This window comes from Paenibacillus camelliae (genome assembly GCF_023715345.1).
In the GTDB taxonomy this organism is placed as follows: domain Bacteria; phylum Bacillota; class Bacilli; order Paenibacillales; family Paenibacillaceae; genus Pristimantibacillus; species Pristimantibacillus camelliae.
Genome location: NZ_JAMBNY010000007.1, coordinates 124,331 through 147,016, shown reverse-complemented (window position 1 = coordinate 147,016; position 22,686 = coordinate 124,331). Strand labels below are relative to the sequence as shown.

24 protein-coding genes are annotated in these 22,686 nt (G+C 42.8%); 5 read left to right on the top strand and 19 right to left on the bottom strand.

Features of this window, described 5'->3' with window-relative positions:
* Positions 1 to 86 precede the first annotated feature (86 nt).
* From M3180_RS13350 to M3180_RS13290, 13 genes are all read right to left on the bottom strand, one after another.
* Positions 87 to 938 carry an MBL fold metallo-hydrolase gene (locus M3180_RS13350; RefSeq protein ID WP_251668280.1) on the bottom strand — a complete coding sequence of 284 codons (852 nt, stop codon included), beginning with the start codon at positions 936 to 938 and terminating at the stop codon, positions 87 to 89.
* 75 nt (positions 939 to 1,013) lie between these two features.
* The gene (locus M3180_RS13345) at positions 1,014 to 1,367 is read right to left on the bottom strand and encodes a DUF2512 family protein (protein ID WP_251668279.1); all 354 of its coding nucleotides are present in this window, start codon (positions 1,365 to 1,367) and stop codon (positions 1,014 to 1,016) included.
* 77 nt (positions 1,368 to 1,444) lie between these two features.
* Complete coding sequence (locus tag M3180_RS13340; RefSeq protein ID WP_251668278.1) at positions 1,445 to 1,657, bottom strand: DUF378 domain-containing protein; 213 nt, start codon at positions 1,655 to 1,657, stop codon at positions 1,445 to 1,447.
* 115 nt (positions 1,658 to 1,772) lie between these two features.
* A complete protein-coding gene (locus M3180_RS13335; RefSeq protein ID WP_251668277.1) occupies positions 1,773 to 2,450 on the bottom strand; it encodes an ABC transporter permease in 678 nt (225 codons plus the stop codon).
* Complete coding sequence (locus M3180_RS13330; RefSeq protein WP_251668276.1) at positions 2,443 to 3,366, bottom strand: ATP-binding cassette domain-containing protein; 924 nt, start codon at positions 3,364 to 3,366, stop codon at positions 2,443 to 2,445. The genes M3180_RS13335 and M3180_RS13330 overlap by 8 nt, the downstream gene beginning before the upstream one ends.
* Before the next feature lie 135 nt (positions 3,367 to 3,501).
* The gene (locus M3180_RS13325) at positions 3,502 to 4,437 is read right to left on the bottom strand and encodes a sensor histidine kinase (protein ID WP_251668275.1); all 936 of its coding nucleotides are present in this window, start codon (positions 4,435 to 4,437) and stop codon (positions 3,502 to 3,504) included.
* Positions 4,437 to 5,150 (bottom strand): response regulator transcription factor, encoded by a 714-nt coding sequence (locus M3180_RS13320; protein WP_251668273.1) that lies wholly within the window; start codon positions 5,148 to 5,150, stop codon positions 4,437 to 4,439. Before M3180_RS13320 ends, M3180_RS13325 begins: the two co-directional genes overlap by 1 nt.
* 70 nt (positions 5,151 to 5,220) lie before the next feature.
* The gene (mutT, locus tag M3180_RS13315; protein ID WP_251668271.1) at positions 5,221 to 5,619 is read right to left on the bottom strand and encodes an 8-oxo-dGTP diphosphatase MutT; all 399 of its coding nucleotides are present in this window, start codon (positions 5,617 to 5,619) and stop codon (positions 5,221 to 5,223) included.
* A gap of 204 nt (positions 5,620 to 5,823) precedes the next feature.
* Entirely contained in the window at positions 5,824 to 6,360 is a 537-nt protein-coding gene (locus tag M3180_RS13310) for a nitroreductase family protein (protein ID WP_251668269.1), read from the bottom strand.
* A gap of 49 nt (positions 6,361 to 6,409) precedes the next feature.
* On the bottom strand, positions 6,410 to 7,300 hold the full coding sequence (locus M3180_RS13305; RefSeq protein WP_251668267.1) for a spermine/spermidine synthase domain-containing protein: 891 nt from the start codon (positions 7,298 to 7,300) through the stop codon (positions 6,410 to 6,412).
* A gap of 189 nt (positions 7,301 to 7,489) precedes the next feature.
* Positions 7,490 to 8,761, bottom strand: a complete 1,272-nt coding sequence (locus M3180_RS13300) for a stalk domain-containing protein (protein WP_251668265.1) — start codon at positions 8,759 to 8,761, stop codon at positions 7,490 to 7,492.
* A gap of 186 nt (positions 8,762 to 8,947) precedes the next feature.
* Positions 8,948 to 9,907, bottom strand: a complete 960-nt coding sequence (locus tag M3180_RS22920; RefSeq protein WP_251668255.1) for a GGDEF domain-containing protein — start codon at positions 9,905 to 9,907, stop codon at positions 8,948 to 8,950.
* Between the two features lie 32 nt (positions 9,908 to 9,939).
* Complete coding sequence (locus M3180_RS13290) at positions 9,940 to 10,755, bottom strand: EAL domain-containing protein (RefSeq protein ID WP_251668253.1); 816 nt, start codon at positions 10,753 to 10,755, stop codon at positions 9,940 to 9,942.
* A gap of 214 nt (positions 10,756 to 10,969) precedes the next feature.
* On the opposite strand from M3180_RS13290, the gene M3180_RS13285 reads away from it, so the two are divergent.
* Positions 10,970 to 11,596 carry a spore coat protein gene (locus M3180_RS13285; RefSeq protein WP_251668251.1) on the top strand — a complete coding sequence of 209 codons (627 nt, stop codon included), beginning with the start codon at positions 10,970 to 10,972 and terminating at the stop codon, positions 11,594 to 11,596.
* 67 nt (positions 11,597 to 11,663) lie between these two features.
* Here the strand turns inward: M3180_RS13285 and M3180_RS13280 are convergent, their stop codons facing one another.
* Together M3180_RS13280 and M3180_RS13275 are read right to left on the bottom strand one after the other, a co-directional pair.
* Complete coding sequence (locus M3180_RS13280) at positions 11,664 to 12,806, bottom strand: Mbeg1-like protein (protein ID WP_251668249.1); 1,143 nt, start codon at positions 12,804 to 12,806, stop codon at positions 11,664 to 11,666.
* Positions 12,807 to 12,861: 55 nt separating this feature from the next.
* The gene (locus M3180_RS13275; RefSeq protein ID WP_251668247.1) at positions 12,862 to 13,734 is read right to left on the bottom strand and encodes a LysR family transcriptional regulator; all 873 of its coding nucleotides are present in this window, start codon (positions 13,732 to 13,734) and stop codon (positions 12,862 to 12,864) included.
* A gap of 119 nt (positions 13,735 to 13,853) precedes the next feature.
* Between M3180_RS13275 and M3180_RS13270 the strand changes: the two genes are divergently transcribed.
* A complete protein-coding gene (locus M3180_RS13270; RefSeq protein WP_251668245.1) occupies positions 13,854 to 15,479 on the top strand; it encodes a carboxylesterase family protein in 1,626 nt (541 codons plus the stop codon).
* Between the two features lie 57 nt (positions 15,480 to 15,536).
* A complete protein-coding gene (locus M3180_RS13265) occupies positions 15,537 to 16,334 on the top strand; it encodes a sulfite exporter TauE/SafE family protein (protein WP_251668243.1) in 798 nt (265 codons plus the stop codon).
* Positions 16,335 to 16,343: 9 nt separating this feature from the next.
* On the opposite strand, the gene M3180_RS13260 is transcribed toward M3180_RS13265, so the two are convergent.
* Together M3180_RS13260 and M3180_RS13255 are read right to left on the bottom strand one after the other, a co-directional pair.
* Positions 16,344 to 17,432, bottom strand: coding sequence for a sensor histidine kinase (locus M3180_RS13260; protein WP_251668241.1), 1,089 nt, complete (start codon positions 17,430 to 17,432; stop codon positions 16,344 to 16,346).
* Complete coding sequence (locus M3180_RS13255; protein ID WP_251668239.1) at positions 17,429 to 18,124, bottom strand: response regulator transcription factor; 696 nt, start codon at positions 18,122 to 18,124, stop codon at positions 17,429 to 17,431. Before M3180_RS13255 ends, M3180_RS13260 begins: the two co-directional genes overlap by 4 nt.
* A gap of 199 nt (positions 18,125 to 18,323) precedes the next feature.
* Here M3180_RS13255 and M3180_RS13250 point away from each other — a divergent pair, with 199 nt between their 5' ends.
* Complete coding sequence (locus tag M3180_RS13250; protein ID WP_251668399.1) at positions 18,324 to 19,382, top strand: DJ-1/PfpI family protein; 1,059 nt, start codon at positions 18,324 to 18,326, stop codon at positions 19,380 to 19,382.
* A 43-nt stretch (positions 19,383 to 19,425) separates the two neighbouring features.
* Complete coding sequence (locus M3180_RS13245) at positions 19,426 to 20,058, top strand: DUF2306 domain-containing protein (protein WP_251668237.1); 633 nt, start codon at positions 19,426 to 19,428, stop codon at positions 20,056 to 20,058.
* A 142-nt stretch (positions 20,059 to 20,200) separates the two neighbouring features.
* Here the strand turns inward: M3180_RS13245 and M3180_RS13240 are convergent, their stop codons facing one another.
* Both M3180_RS13240 and M3180_RS13235 read right to left on the bottom strand, forming a co-directional pair.
* Entirely contained in the window at positions 20,201 to 20,932 is a 732-nt protein-coding gene (locus tag M3180_RS13240) for a class I SAM-dependent methyltransferase (protein ID WP_251668235.1), read from the bottom strand.
* 13 nt (positions 20,933 to 20,945) lie between these two features.
* Positions 20,946 to 22,556, bottom strand: coding sequence for a glycosyl hydrolase family 18 protein (locus M3180_RS13235; protein ID WP_251668233.1), 1,611 nt, complete (start codon positions 22,554 to 22,556; stop codon positions 20,946 to 20,948).
* Positions 22,557 to 22,686: the final 130 nt, after the last annotated feature.

The window sequence follows — 22,686 nt, the reverse complement described above, 5'->3', positions numbered from 1 at the left end:
TACTCCGCTGTAGCGGCTTCTTAGGTGTACCACGATGTTTACACCTCACCATTACTCCTCTGGGGTGTCTTGTGGGTTGTTATTTTCTACTGAACATACTTCCCATAATCGGGCACGGCTAGATTATCGAAGTTTGCTACTAGGCGACTGAGTCCTTCTTTTAGTTCCTGACCGTTAATCGGCATGCCATGACCTGTTACAACAGCGGATGGCTGTAGCTGCTCCAGCAGGATGACTGATTGCTTCGCTTGCTTCCAATCTGTAGTCAAGTATCGCGGAGGACCTTGTACCTCTAGTTCTTGAGTAAGCACTTTATACAGCTCATCCTGCTTTACCGTGACAAAGGCATCTCCTGCAACTAGGACGCGATCCTTCTCCCTAAACAGTGAGATATGACCCGGAGCATGGCCAGGGGTATGCAGCCATCTCCACTCTGTTAGGAATGGAACGCTGCCATCAGTAGGGAGAACTTGAACCTGCTTCCCTAGTTGAATTGGCTCGATTGGAAAGGTAAAGCTTAGCTTCGCTACCAGCCCGCCTTCGACGGACGTATCTGGTGCAGGGTAGCTGCTTTTCCCCGTTAAGAACGGAAGCTCCAGCTCATGAGCATAGACAGGCACCTGCCAATGCTCGATGAGCTCAATAATCGCGCCGACATGGTCAAAATGCCCATGGGTTAATATAATACATTTCGGCTTATTGCCAGCTCCAAATTGTTCTTCACAGGCAGCAATGATTTGCTGAGAAGAGCCTGGCATACCGGCATCAACTAGCACCCAGTCCCCACTGTTCTCATCCTTAATTCCGCAAATATTGACGATTTGTATCGTTTTGCACCACACATGGTGTGCAACCTCCTGCTCAGTGCCATTTTTGAGTGAAACCATTGGAAGAGGGTGATAATCACTTCCATATGACATAGACGTTTCTGTATCCATTATTCTCCTCCAAATAGGTGATATGGCGTTGATCACCGATTATGTTATGACTGTTTTAATAATTTCAGTCATATATTACGCATGTTTTTTTGTTAAGCCCTTTTCGATTAAGAAACGGTGCAGGAAATATTCCATAACAGTTAGCAGTACAGCTGTCCAGAATGCGCCCCAAATGCTGACATACGCAGTATTAAACATTAACGAAATCCCAAATACGATAACCCAGCTCACAATTAAATCTGAAAATGTGCTTAGCCATAATGTCTTTCTTCTTAATATGATAAACTCCATAATCAACCCTACGCCTGCAGAAATTAGACCAACGATTATGGGCTGATATAATCTGGTATATTCTACGTTTGGAAAGATCCATGAAGCTATTATTATTCCAATAGGTACGGAAAATAATTTAATAATTAAGCTTGTCATCTTCTAACCTCCAAAAAATAAGGGAAATCCTAATCGCACTTGAACCGATCAGGACATCCCTATTAATAAATATTGAATTATCTTGCGTGTTCTTCTGCTCTTTGATGTCCATAAAACTTGAACGAGTAAATCGCACACAGTCCTACAAGGACATAAATAATTCTAGATAGAACAGAATCTTGGCCACCAAAGATCGCAGCTACCAAATCAAACTGGAACAGACCAACTAACAACCAGTTAAGTCCTCCTACGATCAGTAAAGTTAACGCGATAGCATCTAGAGTTCTCATCCTTATCAGCTCCTCATTAGAATTATTTATAATATTTCCAACTGGAACAATTTCATACCGTCAAAGGATAAGGTTATCGATATTTATTACTTACCTCATAATTCCAACTGAAACATTACACCTCTCCAAGCTTCTCCGCTGTTAGTATGGAAGCTGTCAAGCTAACTGCACCTAATACGGCAAGCACGGCAACAACAGTCTCTGGATGAACATGAAGGAAGGAAGAGAAATTAGGTAACTGCATCGAACCAATTGAGCATACGATGGTAGGAACCACTGCTCTTTTCCAAATTCCAAATAAAAATAAAGGAACAAAGCTAATCACCGTAATAAGCAGTGAACGGGTGAGCATTGTACCAGCATACTGGATAACATCTGCTGCGCTTAGTGGGCCTTCAATAAATGGAGCGAACAAGTTAATGACATAAGTTGAAAGACCAGATAATATGAAGGAAATAATCGAAGCGGCGAATACAGCTGCTGCTATAAACAAAATTTTAGCGGTAAACAATGTTTTACGACTTATGGGGTAACCGAATGATAAGGCCATCGTTTTGTTTTTATATTGCTCGATGAAAACATGATTAATTAATGATCCGCCAAATAAAACAATCCCCATCTGTATATAGCTGTTTAGCTCAATCGCTTGTGTAAAGCTTTGACCGTATTCTGGAAGAACCACGTTAATAAAAAAAGTCGGTAAAAACATCATAATGATAAAGTAAATCGATAATTCAATCCATACATTTAATCGATCAAGCTTTCGCCATTCTAAACGCATATATTTAATCATGACTTCCACCCCCATGAATAAGCTTATAGAAATAATCCTCGAGCGAGCTATTCCGCTTTTGTATTTCTTCAAGCCCTATATTATGCTCAATGAGCATCCTTGAAATTTGCTGCTGTGTATAGGTCAGATCATAGATACGAATACGATCCCCTTGAACAAGCTTCATATTCGAAATGCCGAGCTGATCCTCAAGCAAGTACACCGTTCGCTTGGCATCGGTGGTAAGCAGCTCAATATAATCGGTATGCTGCTTGCGTATTTCCTCCAATGCAACCTGCTTAATAAGTCGACCTTGCTCAATCACACCAATTCGATCAACGACCTGTTCCATCTCACCTAATATGTGACTAGATAGCAGGAACGTAATGCCATATTCCTTATTCAGCACTAGAATAAGATCACGAATATCTTTAATGCCAATAGGGTCGAGTCCATTGGTCGGCTCATCTAATATAATAAGCTCCGGCTTAGCAACCATTGCACGCGCTAGCCCGAGACGCTGCTTCATCCCAAGCGAAAACTCCTTAACCTTCTTATTCTCTATGCCCTTAAGCTGAACTAAATCTAATACATGCTTTATCCCTTGCTCATCGTAATATCCTAAATACTCACAGTGCAGCTGCAAGTTTTCCATTGCCGTCAAATGCTCATAAAAGGTAGGATATTCAATTAAGCTGCCTACTCTTCTTAACAGTGACTTCGAATGCTCATTAAAACTTTTTCCAAACAGTGCAATTTCACCGCTCGAAGGCGTAGTCATACCAACAAGCATCTTCATGATGGTCGTTTTTCCTGCCCCATTCTTTCCTAGCAAGCCGTATATTTCACCCTTGTATACATCAAGCTGAATATTTTCAGCCAGTACTCTGTCCTTTGCACGCTTAGTAAGTCCTGTCGTTTTAATGATTTGATCCATGCGAACCCTCCTCCTTTTCCTTCATATTACAGCTCACTTTCAACATATTTCTTTCGCATTCCTTACAAATTTCTTAAGCTCAGCTGAAATTACAAAAAGAGAGGCTGCTCCTATGAACAACCTCTCCTATAACCATTAGTACATCATGCGCTGAAATGTGCATGTGAACGCTGTTTTTTCATATGGCTTGCTCGAGAGACGAATCGTTCCCTTCATTGCTTCGGTTAATTGCTTCGTAATGCTCAGACCGATCCCGCTCCCTTGAAAGTTGGGATTTCTAGCATCGTCCAGCGTGTAGAGACGATCAAACACACGGCTTTGATGAATCTCATCTATACCTTTGCCTCGATCCCACACTTCGATCTCTACTTGATCTCCCGCTTCCCTTAATGTTAAGCCAAATACACCGCCGTCACTTCCATAACGGATGGCATTCGATATCAAGTTACTTAAGATGCGTTGAACGGCCGTCTCATTACCGAGCATGTACAAATTCTCCTCAGGTATGTCGATTTCTACTTTAAGCTGCTTCGACTGCAGCAGCTCATAATGCTCAAGCACGCTCTTCCTGCAGACTTCGTTCATGCATAGTCTGCTTAAGGGCATCGTATAATCCTCTGATTCTAGCTTAACGAGCTCAAAAAACTGATTAAGTAGAACAATAATATTTTCGATCTTGCTATGTAACCGCCCGATAATCTCTTCCCTTTGCTCATCGGTCATCACTTGATCATGCTTTAACCTCTCTACGTAGCCTAATATAACAGTTAGCGGGGTTCTCATATCATGCGACATATTCGATGTCATCTTCTTTAAGCTGTCTTTCGTTCGGTTATAGTCTGCAATTACCCGCTGATTATGATCAAGCAATCGATTGATTCCAATCAATAGCTTCTTTACCACTGATTGATCAGTATGGATTAGCAGCTTTTCCGCACTTTCATTCTCAACAATACGTGCAAGCTCCATCGACATCTGTGTAAGCTTCTTTTTTAACGTCATGTGAGCTGCATACTGCAAGCCAACAACGACAAGTAGTGCAGCAATAATGATGATGAATACTGTCGTCATTATGCATCACCTAGCTTATAGCCAATGCCCCAGATCGTACGAATATATTGAGGGTTAGATGGGTCCTGCTCGATTTTTTCCCGAAGTCTGCGAATATGAACATTAATAACATTCTCACTACCGTAATAATCTTCTTCCCATATGAAATGAAAGATTTGCTCCTTCGTGAAAACTCTTCGCGGATTCGTCATAAATAGCTTTAGAATTTGAAACTCCTTTGAGGTAAGCTGAACCGTTCGTGCCTCTACCTGTGCGGTAAATGTTGCCATATCCAATGTAAGGTCTTTATACTGCAGGCTATCAACTGCTACTGACTCACGCTGCATTGGTTCAGCTGGTACCGCATATTGCGTAGCTCTGCGAATAGCTGCATGAACTCTTGCAACAAGCTCGATCAATGAAAACGGCTTGCTTATGTAATCATCAGCCCCAAAGCCCAGTCCTAGCGCTTTATCCAGTTCACTATCCTTCGCAGAGATGATAAGCACAGGTATATGCTTAGTGGAACGTATCTGCTTCAGTACTTCTAATCCATTAAGCTTGGGAAGCATTAGATCAAGCAATACTAAATCTATCTCATGCTGCTGCAGCAGGTGTAAGGCATCCTCACCGTTATATGCTGTTACAACCTTAAATGCTTCCTGCTCCAGTTGACTCTTCACTAACTGATTAATCTCTCGATCATCTTCAACAAGAAGAATTAATTTTTCCACACTCGCACTTCCATTCTTAGGTAATTGCTAGGTATGGATTCATTATTCCAAACTTTTTTGTGATGCACAATCATTTTTCTTCACACTCACCATGAATAAGCTTCTTAACAAATGGAAGATCCGCTGGTGCCAGCTCAAACCTGCTAAGCTCCTGTCGAGCTACCCAAGCATATTGGTCATGATCATAAAGCTGTATATCACCACTCACATATCTGGCTAGGTAGGCGATTAATGATATGTGGACAGTTCCATAATCATGCGTGTGCTCGCCGAGAAATTGATATGGCTCGATCAAAATGTTCATTTCCTCGAGCAGCTCGCGTATGAGACATGCCTCAGCTGTCTCTTCCTTCTCTATTTTCCCACCTGGAAATTCCCAAAGCCCGGCTTGTGATTTTCCTTCTTTACGTCTAGCAATTAATAGCTGGCCCTCATCATTTTCTATAATCGCAGCTGCTACATTTATCATCTGGAATATACCCTTTCATCCGCTGACAGTAGATTCATCTTGATTAGCCTTTCTTAATTCATTGACCTTTAATATTTTTTCGCTATATATCAATGCAACCTCTTGTATTAAACCAACGATACTTAACCGCTGCATCGCACCCATCGGATGACTATACAGCGGTTATTATTTGCATAAAGATTGGACATGACCCTGTCGTTATGCTTACTCTTCTTTCATCTCGTATTGCTCATAGGACACGACGCGCTGTGGCGGATACATTTGCTTAGGAGCTGGCTCGTGTGCTGGATGCCCTACACCTATTATAGCTACCACACGCAGCGACTCTGGTATGTTAAGCTGCTCACGCACATAGCTTTCTCTCTGCTTCGATTCTTCTGTATCCTCCGAGTGATATACAGCTCCCCATGCTGCTCCTAGCTTAAAGGAGGTTGCTGCAAGCCATAGAAAGGAGCCTGCAATGGTCGCATCCTGTAGCCAATACTTGCTTAGCGCAGAATCGCCTACGATGACAAAGCCTGCAGCAGCTTGCTCAAGCCATTTCATATAAGGTGTCGTTGAACTAAGCTTATTCAGCATGTCTCGATCTGTAATGACAATCCATTCACGAGAAGGCAGGTTGTTGCCGCTTGGAGATAAATACATTGCTCGTACTAGCTGCTCCAGCGTTTCCGGAGCAATTGCTTGATCCTTGAACGAAGTAATCTCCCTCCGTTGTTCAATTGCTGACATAACATCCATCTTATATCCCCTCCATAGCTTAATATTCCTTTTAATTTCCTATTTTATATTAAAGGTAGCATAAAATCGATTGTTCTATCCAGTATGTATAGATCGTGCTTGGACTGAGCTTCTCATACGTCTTCATTTTTAAATACATATCTAAGCCGTCCGAAACATCATGCCATATATCTGCGAATACAACATCGTACTTGCCTTTAGCCATCTCCTGCTCTGCGTATTCAAAAGCATCTGCTTGAACAATGGTGATCTTATGCGCATGCTGAAACTGTGGCAATATATGTGTCTTGAACAGCGAAATGACGTCTTCATTCATCTCCACGATCGTTACACGGTCAACATTCTCCTTCTCTGACACCATATAGGCATAATAACCAAGGCCAAGCCCATAGGTCAGTACATTGCCAAAGGCTTGCTCAATCGGTTCCTTCATTGTTTCAATCTCATTAGGAGTTACGGTCATCCATATTCGATCATGCTCTAATACTGCCGGGTATTGAAATGCTGTATCGAAAAATCCGATCTGTGGAATCTGCCTTCCATTGTTGGTCCGTATAATATCATTACAAACAAAGCCCTCATAGGGCTCGTAGCTCTCAACCTTCAATTCACTGCTCCCATGCATCACTGAAGGGAACGTGATGTTTTGGTAATAGGGATTATTTCTATACTGCTGCGTATCCAGCTTATGGATCATCGGTTCAAAGTAATCGTTGAACAACTGCTTATCATCCTCGTTATCTACGATATCTAGGCCGAATGCTGACGCTAATATAACGGCAAATGCGTATTCCTCTGTAACACCTAATTGTACGATCTCCTCAATTTCTTCCTTCTGAATCAGATCAGGTGCATCATTGAGATATCTACTTACATAAGCAAATATTTGATAATTGTCAGCCGTTATCCTCTCGTCAATGCTATGCTGTTCGTTATGCATGAATCTATCATCACCTATCGTTCGTTATAGCTCTATCTTACTACAGAATCCAATGCAGCTCTAATATAGCTCTACAGGGATCATTCAATAAAAAAGCTGATGCTCACAGCATTAAACTGTAAGCACCAGCTGTCCGAGCTATATTGTGCTGCATCTATATCATCGTATTAAACAGCACTCATGAACTGACTAATCGTAGGACACATAATAATTGCGACTGCCGATTTGGATATCATCTGGGTTGTCTTTTAGACTCGTGTTATGAATAAAGAAAAGTCCTTTATATACATTACCTGTATCTGATCGCAGCGTGATCGTATTGTTCTCGATCGTATAGGTGCCTGATTCTTCTTCATTACTCGTAGCTACATTTGTTTTCGGGTCAACGCCTAGCGAAGCCAGCGAGAATCCACTTTGCTCAAAGGTACCATCGGCATTAAGCGTTAAATAATAGGTCCATGATTGCGAGGCAGGACTTATGCCAACTAAGCCTCTAAAGCCCATATAGACAAAATCATTGTCGATCTTTATGCCTTTCTTAACGGGGAGAACGGAATCTAGCTGCACACCATTAATGACAAGGAAGCCCTTACTATTCTTCTCTATATCGTATGAGTCGCCATTGCTTAAGTTTAGCTTCCCTTTACTGATTGTATAGCTATAGCATTCATCTGTTTTACAATCAATTGTTTCTGGTCCACCATTTTCCGGCACGCCGAGAAAGATCTTGTTACCAGCTAAGAAGGTGTACATATCCCAGCATATACCGCCGCATTCATAGCCATCCATATCCATTCTGAAGCCGTAATACATCCCGTCTAGCTTGTTTAGATCGACAGGCTTGCTCGGCTCCTGTGGCTTAGCATTTTGTTCATCTTTTTTCTTTTTTGCTTCTTCCTTCTTCTTCTTTTCCTCTTCCTTCGCCCGCTCTTCTAAATATTCCTTTACTGCGTTTTCAACCTGCTCCTTCGTTAACTGATTGGCAGCTAGATAAGCTTGTGTGATGACCGTTACTTCATAATTATAAGGATCCCAGAAGACTAAAGCTCCCGTGGATTCACTAATAAACCGCAACGGGACAAGCGTTCTCCCTTGTACAACCTGAGCAGGCTCTAACAGTGTAATGGCTTTACCATTTACAATGGCTGTTTTCTCACCAATAGTAAGTGATATCGTTAAGCTGCTATTGCTGCCCGTTACTCTATTGTTAGCCTGATCCCATCGGACCTCCATATCAAGTGCTTCGAATAACGCTCGAAACGGAACAAGCGTGGTCCCTTTTTTAATCATTGGCGGTACTTCGAACGTTAATTCCTCTGTATCCAAGGACACCTTTATGTCAGATTTAGTGGACTGTGCACTTGCTTTTAGCTGCTGTACGCTTAGCACGATCATGATGACAGCGGCAAAGCATATAGCGATTCGCAAGCACTGCTTCAGCGACAAAGGCTGACTATTCATTCATCTACCTCCTTTTTTGTTACAAACAGAACCATTATATCCTTAAAATGTATGTACTATCGAGGGTTATAAGAATCATTTATACAGGGATAAAGCATTAAAAACGCAAAAAAAGCCCATTAGACTAGGACCTTACGTTAGAGCTTACGTCTGTGGGCTTTTCTATATGAGTCATTGTTAATTGCTTTAGGCCGTCACGTAGATACTACCTGATGCATTTTTAGCCTTCTTTTTGAGCTGTGCAGCCGTGATCGATATTGCAGATAAATCCGTATATTGGTTAATACCAACATTAATAACCGCCATGGATATGCTGATAAAAGGGAATTTCTTCAGTCGATGCTCTCGATCTAAGGATACAATATACTGCTTCATATAATCCTCATGGGCATAAAACTGTTTTTTCTCAACCTCAAATCTTTCAATTGCTAGATCACAATAATCATGGACATAGGCCTCCGGAATAATCGTTACAAAGTCATCTCCACCAATATGACCGACAAACAGATCAGGTATGGAGAACGAGGTAAGGATTTTACCGACCCATTTGATGACATCATCACCGAATTTAAACCCGTAAACGTCGTTGTAGGCTTTAAAGTGATCGATATCCGAATAGATAATTGAGAATGGCTGCTTCATCTCTAGCTTGTGACTAATATATTGCTCGATGCTTTCATTGCCAGGCAATCCGGTTAACGGACTTTGTTGCATCGCATTTTTCAGCTTATATTCCGTCATAAAGGTTAACAGCTCGTACACAGGTATAACGCCTATAAACCTTCCATTGTTAGTTACGATAATATCATCGTAAATATCCTCATAAGGTCTCGCCATCGCAATCCTCGAGAGCTCGTCTACCTGCATCGAGCTGTCTGCAATTAGTATATTCTCGTACATAACATCTTTGAGCTTCTTCTTATAGTTTAATTCCATGCCGTACTTTGTACCTAACAATTCATACATATCTACACTGCGTATAATACCGACGGGGACAAGATCTCTTAATACTACATATGTACGCCTGATTGATTTTTGTACTTTGATATGATTAACTAAATCGCCTAACTTCTCATCCTCATCCACAGTATGACCAGGTTGTATATGAAGCTCTTTCAAACACGGAACGACATTCCAGTTAAGCACCTTTGAACACACTCCAATGTTATATTTTTAATCTATTCGTACATCTCATGTTGACCATGCTTTTGATGCTGATGAATAAATTGCACGATGTGAGAAGGAATAACCGGAGGTGTTTGATGTGGCCTTGCAAGTAGATAGCCCTGCGCAAATTGGACTCCCATACTTGTAAGTAAAGCAAGCTCTTCTTCCTGCTCTATTCCTTCTGCGACTAAACCAATGTTCATTCTCTGTGTAAATGTAACGAATGCTTCAAGCAAGTACTTTTTCATGACGTCTTGATGAACGTTTTGAATGAGTGATCGATCGATCTTTATGTAATCCGGATGAATTTGTGCGATGGCATGTAGTGATGAGTAGCCAATACCAGCATCGTCAATCGCTATTCGATAGCCTTGCTTGCGGTACTTATCCAAAAATCTCTTCGCTTGCTCAAAATCCTCAATCGAGCTGCGTTCCGTTATTTCGAACACAATATTAGAGGGTGAGAATCCACAACGCTGCAATAGCTCTAGATGATCCAAGGAAACTAAGTTACTGCTGTTGATGAGCTGCGAGGAGAAGTTAATAAATAATAGCTGCTCATCGGAATCAAATTTTGCATTCACAATCGCCGTTTCCTGTGCTAAACGCTCTAATGCATCAAGCTTCTTAAACTGCTCCGCTGCAGAAAACAGCTTCAGTGGAGAGTGTAGTGCACTATAGCTCGGCCCTCTAGTTAATGCTTCATAGCCCATCACTTTTCCAGAGCTCAAATTAACTAGCGGCTGATATAAAGTATGTATTCTGCGAGCATGTAATATCGATGACAACTCATGCTCTAACTCATTAGACCGTTGTATTTTTTGCATAGCGTAGACTCCCACGTTGTATCATCCTATCAGATCATAGTGTATTGCTTTATGTGAGACTATTGTACCATCTGAAATGTCGGTTATAGTAAAAAGGATGTAAAACGGGTGTAAAACTTGTGATATCCATGCTGATAAACATTAACGCATTATTTCACTGACTAGTGAGCATCATATAACGGATTCAACCAATACATGCTTGGAGGTTTATGCTTTGAAATTAGGTGCACACGAATTATATGACTTGAACGAGCTAACGATGAGCTGCGTTAACTCCATTACGAACATGGGTTATATGCTTCATCATGTTCAAGATCCCGAATTTAAAATGATTCTTGAACGACATCTTCCTCTTCATATTCGAGATTATAATATGAAGGTCGAGTTTCTAACTAAAATGGAAGGTGCTAAAAAAGAACTTCCTTTAATTAGTGAGCAGCAGCATGTGAGTGACGAGCTACTGCAGACGATTCCACCCGCTCCAGCTGTACAGCCAAGAACGATGGTAGAAAATATGAATGATCGAGAAATGGCTACAGCTTATCTGTTGACGTTGAAAAGAGCGGGGCGTGAGTATGCGTGGGCAGCTATGGAAATGTGTAATCCAGAGATTCGTTCCTTCTGTCAAACAGCCTTTATGATGAGCTGTTCCCATGCGTATGACATGTGGCAGTATATGGCTAAGAAAGGGTATTACCCTGTTGAGATCGCATCACAGGAACAAACCGCTAAAATAGGAGCAATGTATCAGATTGTCCCTGAAAACTCTGCACAGATGCAGCAGTATACGGCGAATTATCAAAACCCTATCGTTGGTAATAGCGATCAGCTTTATCAATAATATAGATTCCCGTGTATAAAGCTTGACTGCTCTAATGCATAGAGCAAGATCAAGCTTTATACATATGTTATTCCAGCATTCTTACATCCTGCGCTTGCTGCTGAGATTTTTTCTTGCCTGCAGATAGAAATACCTTTCTCCCTTCCTTCAACAGTAGCTTCAACGTTTTAATAAGAACGACCTTGTACTCCTTAGACTGATTCAAAGCGCGGATCATCTCATTGATTTTCTGCCATTTGGCACGTCCTAGATCTTCAAATGTTCTTATATCCCCTACTTCAAATACGTGGAATAGCGCTGAGACAAACTGCTTGCGCTCTGTTTTATCAAGCTGGCTGAGCCAGGACTTCAAGGTGATATCAAGCAGCTCGCTCTTTTTCTCTAGGTTCTCGCCTCTGACAAAGCTGCCTCCTAATACCTCCCAAGAAAATGCCTCATGCTGCATTAAAAGCGATACATGGCTTTGCACAATAATATATTCTTCCTCATGCTCCAGCAGCATGCCAACAACGGACGATTGCGGAACAATGGTGCGAATTCGCTCTCGCATTTGTTGATAGGCTTCGCTTTTGAGCATTTTAGTATCGAATCCAGGACCATCGTTGTTATAGACCTCTATAATGCGCGGCTTTATGTCAGCATCGCACATGACTGCAGCATACACTGCCAAATTACCGCCCTTGGAATGACCACCAAGGCGAAGTGCTTCCGTTCCTTCCTCGGTCGTATCCTCCAAGTAGCGAACCGCTTCATATTGTGCGGCAACCGGCGTATTAATGCTCATATTAAAATTCTCTTTCCAGCCGACAATCGTATTATCTGTTCCTCTGTACGCAATAAAGGTAGAGCCATCGCTTAGCTCGATATGCATAGCTGCAAACTGCTTAATTTGATCAAGATCGATTGACTTCTCAAACTTGCACAGCTTTGCCTCTGCAAATCGCGGGCATTGTGCCAGCTTGCGCAGTAAAGGCACTGAGATGCGTACAATATAGCTGAACTGTTCAATCTCCTCCTCGCTATATCGCTCGAAATAACGATCTGCTGCCTCTCGCACCGTTATCTTCATCGCACTCCATCTAGCAGGTACAATATAATCAAAATTTACATATACGAGCTGAGATAATATAAGGTTGTCTACTTCATTGAACGGTGAGTGCTCAAGTAGAAGATCACCTCTCCAGTCCAAATAATCCATAATATTCCCCATATTTTTCAGTTCCCACCTCTCATTCAATCCGTTCAATTTGCTCTTGACTATATTCTCAGTTTAACTGCTTATAGTACTCTTGTACAAAGCTTTTAAATGCTCTGGCTATGTTGGACATATAACGCTTAGAATACCATGAAATCTCAATTGTTCGTTTGCTTGACACATCTTCAATTGGAAGCAATATGACAGAGGTGCCACCAGATTTCCCCCATGTTATTGCTGGATAAAAGCAAATCCCTAGCCCAGCCTGTACAAGACTCCGTACCATCGCAGGATCATCGCATTCATAAACAATTTGCGGGGTAAAGCCTGCTGTTCTACAGAGTAGATCCGTTGTCTCACGCAGCCTCTTCCCTGACTTCAAACTAATAAATCCATCCTTCGCAAGCTCATCCAACCGAATGCTTTTTCGTTCAGCATATCTGTGATCGCTTGGTAAGGCGAGCATAATATCCTCCGTCAGCAGCTGCTCTGCAGATGTGCCCGGTATTCGAAAGGGAGCTGATGAGATGCATAGATCAAATAAAGGATACGTCGCAGCGTCTTGATCATGTAGTAATAGTTTAAATTGAACGCCTGGATGCAGCTCACGGAATTTAGTAATCATATCAGGCAATAAATATGAGCCTACCTGAACTAAAATAACGATCGTGCCAACTGAGCGTTCAGCCAGATCAAGAAGCTCCTGCTTCCCATCCTCCAACGTTTGCAGGGAAAGGTTTACTTTTTCTAGAAAACGTCGCCCATATTCGTTTAATCGAATATACTTTCCTGTCCGGTCGAACAACTCGACCGTCAGCTCATTTTCCAGATGTTTAATCATCTTACTTAGAGCCGGCTGAGATATATGCAGTATTTCTGCTGCCTTCGTCATGCTTTGTACATTAGCGACAACTTGAAAATAACGTAAGGATAGCAAGTCCATTGACTTCCCTCCAATTTATAACCGCTGGGTTATCAATATATATAAAACAATATATTATTTATTATACGAACAAGCAACTATACTTAAAGTAAAACTAAACGGAGAGGAATATAGAGTGAATGAGCAGACAATGGACTGGAAATGAATCGGTTATTATTGCTGATGGTCGCCTGCAAGGTATTCGGCCTTCACAGTCGCAAGTTATTGCTTGGCTCGGGGTCCCTTATGCGCAGCCTCCAATAGGGAAGCTTCGCTGGAAGGCTCCGCGCAAGCTTGAGCCATGGGAGGGGATATTACGTGCACAATCGTATGGCAACCGTAGCGTTCAATTATTCGAGGGCAATACAATCGGCAGTGAAGATTGCTTATATATAAATATATGGCGCCCAGATCATTCTGAACATAACCTGCCTGTTTTTGTGTTTGCACATGGAGGTGGAAATCTAGGTGGCTCCGGTCAGGATTTCTCAGGCGAGCAATTGGCGAGCGCAACCAATAGCATCATTATTTCGATGAATTACCGTTTAGGGGCAATGGGATTTTTTCGTCACCCAGCACTTCGAAGCGGTGATCCGTTAGATGATTCCGGAAACTACGGTTTGCTGGACATCCTTCATGCTTTAAAGTGGGTACAGAGCAATATCGTCTCCTTCGGAGGAAACCCAGACAACGTAACACTCGCAGGGCAATCTGCAGGAGCAAGAAATTCACTGGCTGCCTACCTTTCGCCGCTAGGTGAAGGTCTATTCCATAAGCTATTCGTGATGAGTGGCGGCATGACTACGTCTTCTGCTCAGCAAGGGGACATTAAGGCTAATGAGCTTCTAACAGCATTAGTGATCAGTAGCGGTATAGCCAGCGAACCAGACGAAGCACTAGCATGGAGCTCACAGCAATCAACAGATACGATTGCACAATTTCTTTACGCTCAGCCAGCCGACTCATTCTCCAAAGTACTTATGACTTATGACACTGGCTTACGAATGGAAGGATTTCCTCATTTATTTGAAGACGGAACGGTATTGCCTATAGGGGGATTTGAGCAGCTTCAGCATAGGAGCTTCCCTACACTGCCAATGATACTCGGCAGCACTTATACAGAGTTTTCTATCTTCACACTATTTGATCCTTATTTTTCTGCTCCAACGATGGACGAACTGCGTAGGAAAGTGATAGAACAAAAGGACTTGTACGAGGCAGCCATTCAATATGGAAGCGAGCTGAATGCAGCCTTTAATGTAGAGCAGACGGCTCAGGCAATTGCTGAGACTGTGCCTAGCGCACCCATTTTCGCCTATCGCTTCTGTTGGGGAATGCAGGACGGCGTCATTGATCCTACGATCCGCTTACTGCTCGGAGCACCACATGGTGTTGATATTCCATTTTTAACTGGTGATTATGCAGGGATGACCAGCATGTTTACTCATGGCATCATTACGGAAGCTAATAGGCCCGGACGTGAAGAGCTCTCGTCATTGCTTCACAGCTACATGAAAAACTTCTTACACACGGGAAATCCAAACCACAGCTCGTTACCCAAGTGGCAGCACTGGAGCGGTAACGATGATTCACCTGACATTCTTACCCTTGATGCAGGCTTGGAGGAAGTCATTGTACATAGGAGTTCAAAGCTCGAGCAACAAGAAATTAATTACCGTATGAGCATCGATGAACGACTGCAGCCTCATCAGCGTAAATGGTTAGAAGACGTACTACTTAAAGGACGCTTTTTTAGGAAAGACTGATCATATAAATAAAAACTAATAGCTGAATAACACCTCAATTTTAAGGGAGACATAACGATGCTAATGTACTTCATACTCATAGGAATCGGTCTTGCAGCGGGCTTATGCGGTTCTCTAGTCGGCCTAGGCGGGGGGTTTATCGTTGTCCCTGCACTTGCGTTTTTATTTCCAGACATGTCCCCGGCTCATTTAGCTGGGACATCCATGGCAATGCTTCTGTGCAATTCTATCTCAAGCACTTATGTGTACGCCAAGCAAAAAAGAATTGATTATGAAGCTGCTTTGAAGTTTTTTGCTGCCTCGATTCCAGGATCAATAGCAGGAGCACTTTACGTAAGTCACATCAAAGGGAGCTTTTTCTTCATTAGCTTCGGTATTTTTTTAATACTCGTTTCCTTGCTCCTGCTATTCAAACCTAGCTCCCCAATAGCATGGCCATTCAAAGCGACTGTGCAGCGCAGCTTCGTTGATCACAACGGTGTGCAATTTAGCTATAGCTATCATCTTAGTACAGGCATTGTTATTAGCTTTATCGTTGGCTTTGCAGCAAGCTTATTTGGCATAGGCGGTGGCAGTCTAATGGTTCCTACGATGACGCTGCTGTTGAACTTTCCAGCTCATATTGCCGTAGCTACCTCTATGCTGCAGATTTTTCTATCATCCATAGTAAGCACGACTACTCATGCCTTCTCCATGAATGTTGACTGGCTAATGCTGCTGTTTCTAGCACCAGGAGCTATATTAGGCGGACAAATAGGCGCTCGTTTAGCTAAACGTGTCCCTGCAAAGCTGTTGTTAAAGCTGCTGGCTGTTTTTCTAATTATCGTTTCCATCCGTATGATGATGAAAGGCTAGATGACTCAATCATCTGTCAACACGGGCTTCATGATTGAATGAATGAATAGGGAGCCAGCCTTCGAGCAGCGCACCACCTCGTGGATGATTGCTCGCTTCAAGCTCACCTCCATGTCTTCTTACAATCGTCTGCGATATAGTCAGCCCTAAGCCGCTGCCTCCTGTTGCTCGATTTCTAGACTGCTCACCACGGTAAAGCGGCTCAAATACATGCGGCAAATCTTCTTCTGAAAAGCCTACTCCGGAATCTGTAACGGAAAATATCAGTTTTTGTTCATCCCTATAGCATCGAACAATAATTTTTCCATCCGGAGTATGCCTTACCGCATTGTCCATTAGGTTGTTCATTGCCCGCTCCAATAGGTGAGCGTCACCATGAATGATGCAATGCTCTGTGCCTGCATCCTCACTTACTATAGTAATATTTTTTTTCTGCGCTAACGGCCGTAAGCTATCGACTGACCTCTGTAGTACTCCGTGAAGATCCACTGTCTCGCTGCTTAGATTCCCCTCTACATATTCCATCTTTGTAAATGTGAATAAATCCTCAACGAGCCGATCCAATTGTGCGGACTTTTCCTTGCAGACGGAAACATACTTTGCTGCTTGCTCAGGAGACCGGGCAATGCCTTGCTCCAATCCATCCAAATATCCTCTTAGGGCGAATAATGGAGTACGCAAATCGTGCGCAACAGCAGCGATCACAAATCTCCGATTATTCTCTAGCTCCATCTGTTTTCGATGTGACTTTTGAAGTCCTGTCACCATAGCCTCAAAGCCTTCACGTACTTCAGCAATTTCTGAAATCCTTGATAGAGGAATGTACACGTCTAGATCACCCTCTGCAATTTGCCTAGACGCCAAGCTCATTCCTTCAAGCGGCTTTAGAAGAAGTCTCCTCATCTGTACCCCAATAATAAAAAACGAAAGCAGCAATCCAGCTATTGCCCCGATCATTTGAACGGTATAGCCATTAGCTTGTGAAAGGCTAAAGGATCTCGTATCGATGAAATGTGCGATCACAAAGAATACCCAAGGCATGAGAAGGATTAGCACGAAACAAAGCAAAGTAAATGTGCGAATTCTAACGTTCATCATACGCGAACACCTTCAAAGCGGTAACCTATTCCCCATACATTGATCAAATATTGAGGCTCGTTCGGATCAGCTTCAAGCTTCTCACGCAGTCGACTGAGATGAACCCGAATCGTATGTTTATCGCCTACACCTTCCCAAAACCTATTGAGCAATTGCTCATACGAAAACACCTGTCTTGGATGCTCAGCGAACAATCGAAGCAATTCATATTCTCTTGGCGTGAGCAATACTTCCTTCCCTTCCACTATTACTTCTCGCGTCGACAGATTAAGCTTTAAGCGTCCGTAATCCAGTATTTTCTCATTACTCGACTGACGAGAAGATGTGGATCTCCGCAGCACCGCTTTTACTCTGGCAACAATTTCCCCCGGTGAAGCAGTTTTAACGATGTAATCATCACCGCCAAGCGTCAACCCCCTAATCTTGTCCACATCATCGCTGCGAGCGCTCAGAAAAAGAATAGGTACATCGCTCATCGTGCGAATTCGACGAGCTAATTCAAACCCATTCTGCCCCGGCATCATAATATCAAGAATGATGCAATGAACTGTATACTGCTGACATGCAGTCCAGGCCTCAGTGGCATCATTGGCTGTTAAAACATGAAAATGATCATTTTCCAAAAAGTCTCTTAATAATTCAACGATGCTTTTATCGTCATCTACAACGAGAATTGTCCTTAACTCACTCATTACTATCCCACCTTTACCCATTATTTTAGCACTTTTTGTGCAGCTACCATTACCTCCTTGCGCTTTGTGATGATTTGTTTATTATTTTGTGACTTTTTTATCGCTTTATTTGAGATATTCAATGACTATCATTCAATTATGACTACGTTCGGCTTATACGTCGGCTTATACAATATCAATTCAATTAGGGGGTTTTATGATGTTAACTGTTCATGTTGTTCTTTTTGATGGATTCGATCTACTCGATGCAATTGCACCGTATGAGGTTTTTTGCGTTGCTGCGATGAAGACTGATAAGAAGTTAAATGTTCAATTCGTTACCGCTGAAGGAGCTAGATTAGTTAGCAGTGGTACGAATGGAGTAAAGCTTGAAGCCGTTGGCAAGCTCGATCCAGAGCTTGCCGATATGATCGTTGTGCCGGGTGCATCTGGGGACGTTGACGGGGATGGTCCTGATTCTGTTCCAATGATTCTAAGTCGAGCGTCGCAGACTGAACTAGCAGAGCTCATTAGAGAGGCACTAGATCGAGAAGACTGCATTGTTGCGACGGTGTGCGGCGGTTCTCTTGTGCTAGCTATGGCTGGCATGCTTGAAGGTCGACCAGCAGTAACACATCATCAAGGGATGGGCTTACTTGAGGCGACTGGAGCGATACCTATTTCTGCCAGAGTAGTTGAAGATGGCAATCTTATTACTGGAGGAGCTGTTACCTCAGGACTTGATGTCGCCTTGTATATGCTAGAGCGTGAGCTTGGTCCTCAAATTGCACACTCGGTGGAGCAATTGTTCGACTATGAACGAAGAGGGACGGTATGGCGGGCGCAGGGCCTTACGCCAACTCATTTTACACATTCTGATACACAACGTGAGAATCAGACGAGCACTGACATTCCTCCAGTAGACGATCAGCAGTTATTTACCATGGGTAACCAACATACACACCTACATGATGATGCAGCAAGATTCGATGGTCAATGGGATACAACCATTGCAACACCAGTAGGAAAGCTGCAGGTCAAGCTCGCCATTGCAATAAATAATGGAGTGATTCAAGGTACAGCTACCCAAGGTGATGAGACGGTGAGCTTTATAGATCCAATGCTGCACAGCAATAAGCTTGTCTGGTTACTTCCAATTACGAAGCCCATGCGATTAAATCTAAAATTTGAAGTGGCTGTACATGGTGATGTTATGAGCGGAACCGCTAAAGCTGGCGTTCTACCTGCTTCGAAATTAACAGGCAAGCGAATAGGCTGAGCCGCCAGATAACATTGATTTAAACAGAGAGGATTGTTAGCAGATGAAGCTTCAAATTTCTTTTTATCGGGCATTAGCTTGTGTCAGCAGCGTATTTATTGTATACGCCTTAATTAAAATCTACGTGGTCGATCCTGAAGCTGTCCATTTTCTAAGCTTCAAAACTGATTTAAAACGCGAGCTTAAGCTGCCATTGTGGTTGAATGTGATGTATGTTCATGTTGCATTCGCATGTATTGCTATGGCTGCAGGGTTGCTTAATTTCTCTAATCGCTTATTTGAAAAGAGCCGCAAGCTTCATCGCTGGAGTGGTTACATTTACTTGCTGTCTGTACTGCTCGTCATACTAACATCAGGTTATATGGCGCCATATGCTACAGGTGGGAAAATAAGCAGCATAGGCTTCAATATCCTTAATATAGTATGGATGCTTATTACGGCAGTCGCCTTTGTTCAAATTAAGAGGAAACGTATAATAAGTCATCGCAACTGGATGATTCGCAGCTATGCCTTTTGCTTTACGAATATGATCATTCATCTGATTACAGCACTTTTGCATCAGGTATTTCATTTCAGCTATCCTTCTAGCTATACGATCGGCATCTATGGAGCTATCGCCATATTGCTCATAACTGCGGAGCTCATCATTCGAGCCATAGATCACAAACGTACCTAAAACAGTATCGTTGTATAGTAGTAGATAAAAACATATAAGCCAGACCAAGCTTTGAACTTCAATGCTTGGTCTGGCTTATGCTGCTTCAGCCGGCTCATTGGCAATACTCAATATTACGCTGTTTTCATCGTTTTATAAGCATTTACTTTTTCTTAGCAGCGATGATCAGCATCATTGGCCTGCGAAGCTCATCCTTCATACCAGTCACCGTATCAAGGAGATGCTGAGAAGGCTGTGGCTCCACAACTGCTGTTATCTCGAAGCCTTCTCCAATCAGCGCTTGTAGATAGGTTGTAAGTGTTTTATGATACTTAACGACGTTTTCCCCTAGAAAGTTTGTGGTTCGTTCTCCCTCATAAAAGTATCGATCAACTGGAAAATGTGCAATGCTTCCATCTTCAGCATAATACCAATCCTGGCTTCCGTATGCAGTAAAGACCGGGTGCTCTACTGAGAATACGAAATCTCCATTTGCTACAAGACATCGAGCAACCTTTCGCGCAACCTGTTCAAAGGATTCAATATAGTGCAAGGCAAGTGAACTAATAACGACGTCGTAGGATTGTTCGTCGAAAGCAGCCTCTTCAATCGGCATGTGAATATAACGTATTGTAGAGCTCGTTTTTTCCTTCGCTACCGTTAGCATCTTCTCAGAGACATCGACTCCTGTGACAGCTTTAGCACCGTGCTCTATAGCATATTGGCAATGCCAGCCGAAGCCGCAGCCTAAGTCCAATACCCGCTTGCCATTAAAATCAGGCAGCAGCTGCTGCAGTGTTTCCCATTCTCCAGCACCAGAAAGTCCTTTTGTAGAGCGCTCCATCTGACTATACTTCTCGAAAAACACGTTATCATCATATATATTCCGATTCATTTTCGTATCGCTCCTACAACTTATTAGAATGATCACCGATCAGCTCCCAGTCTGAGGAGGTGTAGCTGCCCATAAACCACAGTGAGACGCCTTTAAGCTCATAAAACTTCGCAAGCCAAATTTTCTTTTCTATGCTTTGCGTATCCTCGTAATATAGAAGATGACTGCCACGTTCATCTGAAAATTCAGCTTTCGCAAGAAAATATGGCATTGCCCACTCATTCACAACGCCGGGCATTACTAGTCTCTTCTCCACATCAGCAATGGCCGGACTAAGCGGCGCAGCTGTTACTCCATTAGTGGTAATCCATTGGTTCGCTTGCTTGGAAATACCGAGCACTAATTTGTCTTTAGGGATGACTTGTAATGCTGTTGTAACGACGTCATTCACCAGTGGTAGCGGTGCTGACGGCAGCTTACTTTCATGATGGGTAAAGTCATACGCCATCAGAATGACCGTATCCGCAAGCTTGCCAATCGCCTCTAGATCATAGCCCTTGTAGTAATAGATCGGCGGGACAGCAACAGACAGCGAATAAGTGCCGAGCTGCTCCTTCAGCTCCTTAAGAAATGCAACATAATCGGCAGCATACTCCTCCTCTTTCAGCCCTTCAAAGTCTATACTTACGCCTGTAAAGGAGTAAGAGGGATCATTTAATAGATTCAACAACGATTCGATAAAGGATTGCTGCGCTGCTTTATCTCTTAGGAATTCCTTCAAATTGCTATTGTCGTAAAACACCATCAGCTCCTTCGTAATATGTGCTGAATCAGCTGCAGCCAGTGCCTCTTCATAGCCGCTAGGTATTCGATTAACAGTCACTGATGTGTTTAACGAAGCAGAACCAGCCTCGCTGTATTCCAGGTGAGACCATCCGAATATTACATGTGACAGCTTTTTCATCTGATTGATTGCTGAATAGGATTGAATCGCATAATAGCCTGTAAAATCTAGCTTTTCATCGGAAACTCGCATATCAATGAATCGATAAATGACGGCTGCTGCCTGCTTGCGAATTAATGCTTCCTTAGGCTTAAAGCCTACGCGATCCCCTTCCATAATGCCACGCTTCGCCGCGTAGTACACATATGGCTGCAGCTCTGCATCTATAGAAGCGTGATCTTTAAATGCGCGCGCATCCCGCTCCTTTGTCCACTCTGTGCTCAGCCATTGCTGCTGCACCTCTTCCTTCTCCGATTCTAGCAATGCCTTTCCTACCAGCATAGCAACCTCTTGTCTAGTAATCGTTTGCGACGGATTAAAGCTGCCATCTGAATCTAGCAAGCTATCAATCCATTGATTCTCATATGCAGTAGAAATATAAGAAGCAGACCAACGTCCCTTATCTAATCCAGCAGGGAGGCGTCCCACTGCATCTTCCTCCATCTGATTTGCCATAACAAGCAGCTTAATGAACGCTTCTCTGGACAACGCATCATTCGGACGGTAAGTACCGTCTGTATATCCATTAATAATGCCTAATGCGGACAAGGAATAGATCGACTCCGTTGAATAATCTTCCCCCACATCCTTAAATGGCTGAAGCTGAGCTTCGTACGCAAAGGCGCTGCTCGCAATAAATAACGATAGTATAATGACGATAATGCTTACCCGTTTCATCATAATAATCGCTTCTCACATCCTTTCTAGTAATTGAATATAGATACAGCTCGTGCTTATTTCTCCTATGTTTATTAGACGTATAAATGGGGCGATTAGTTTCGCATTCGCATAGCTGTTACGTCGTTATAGC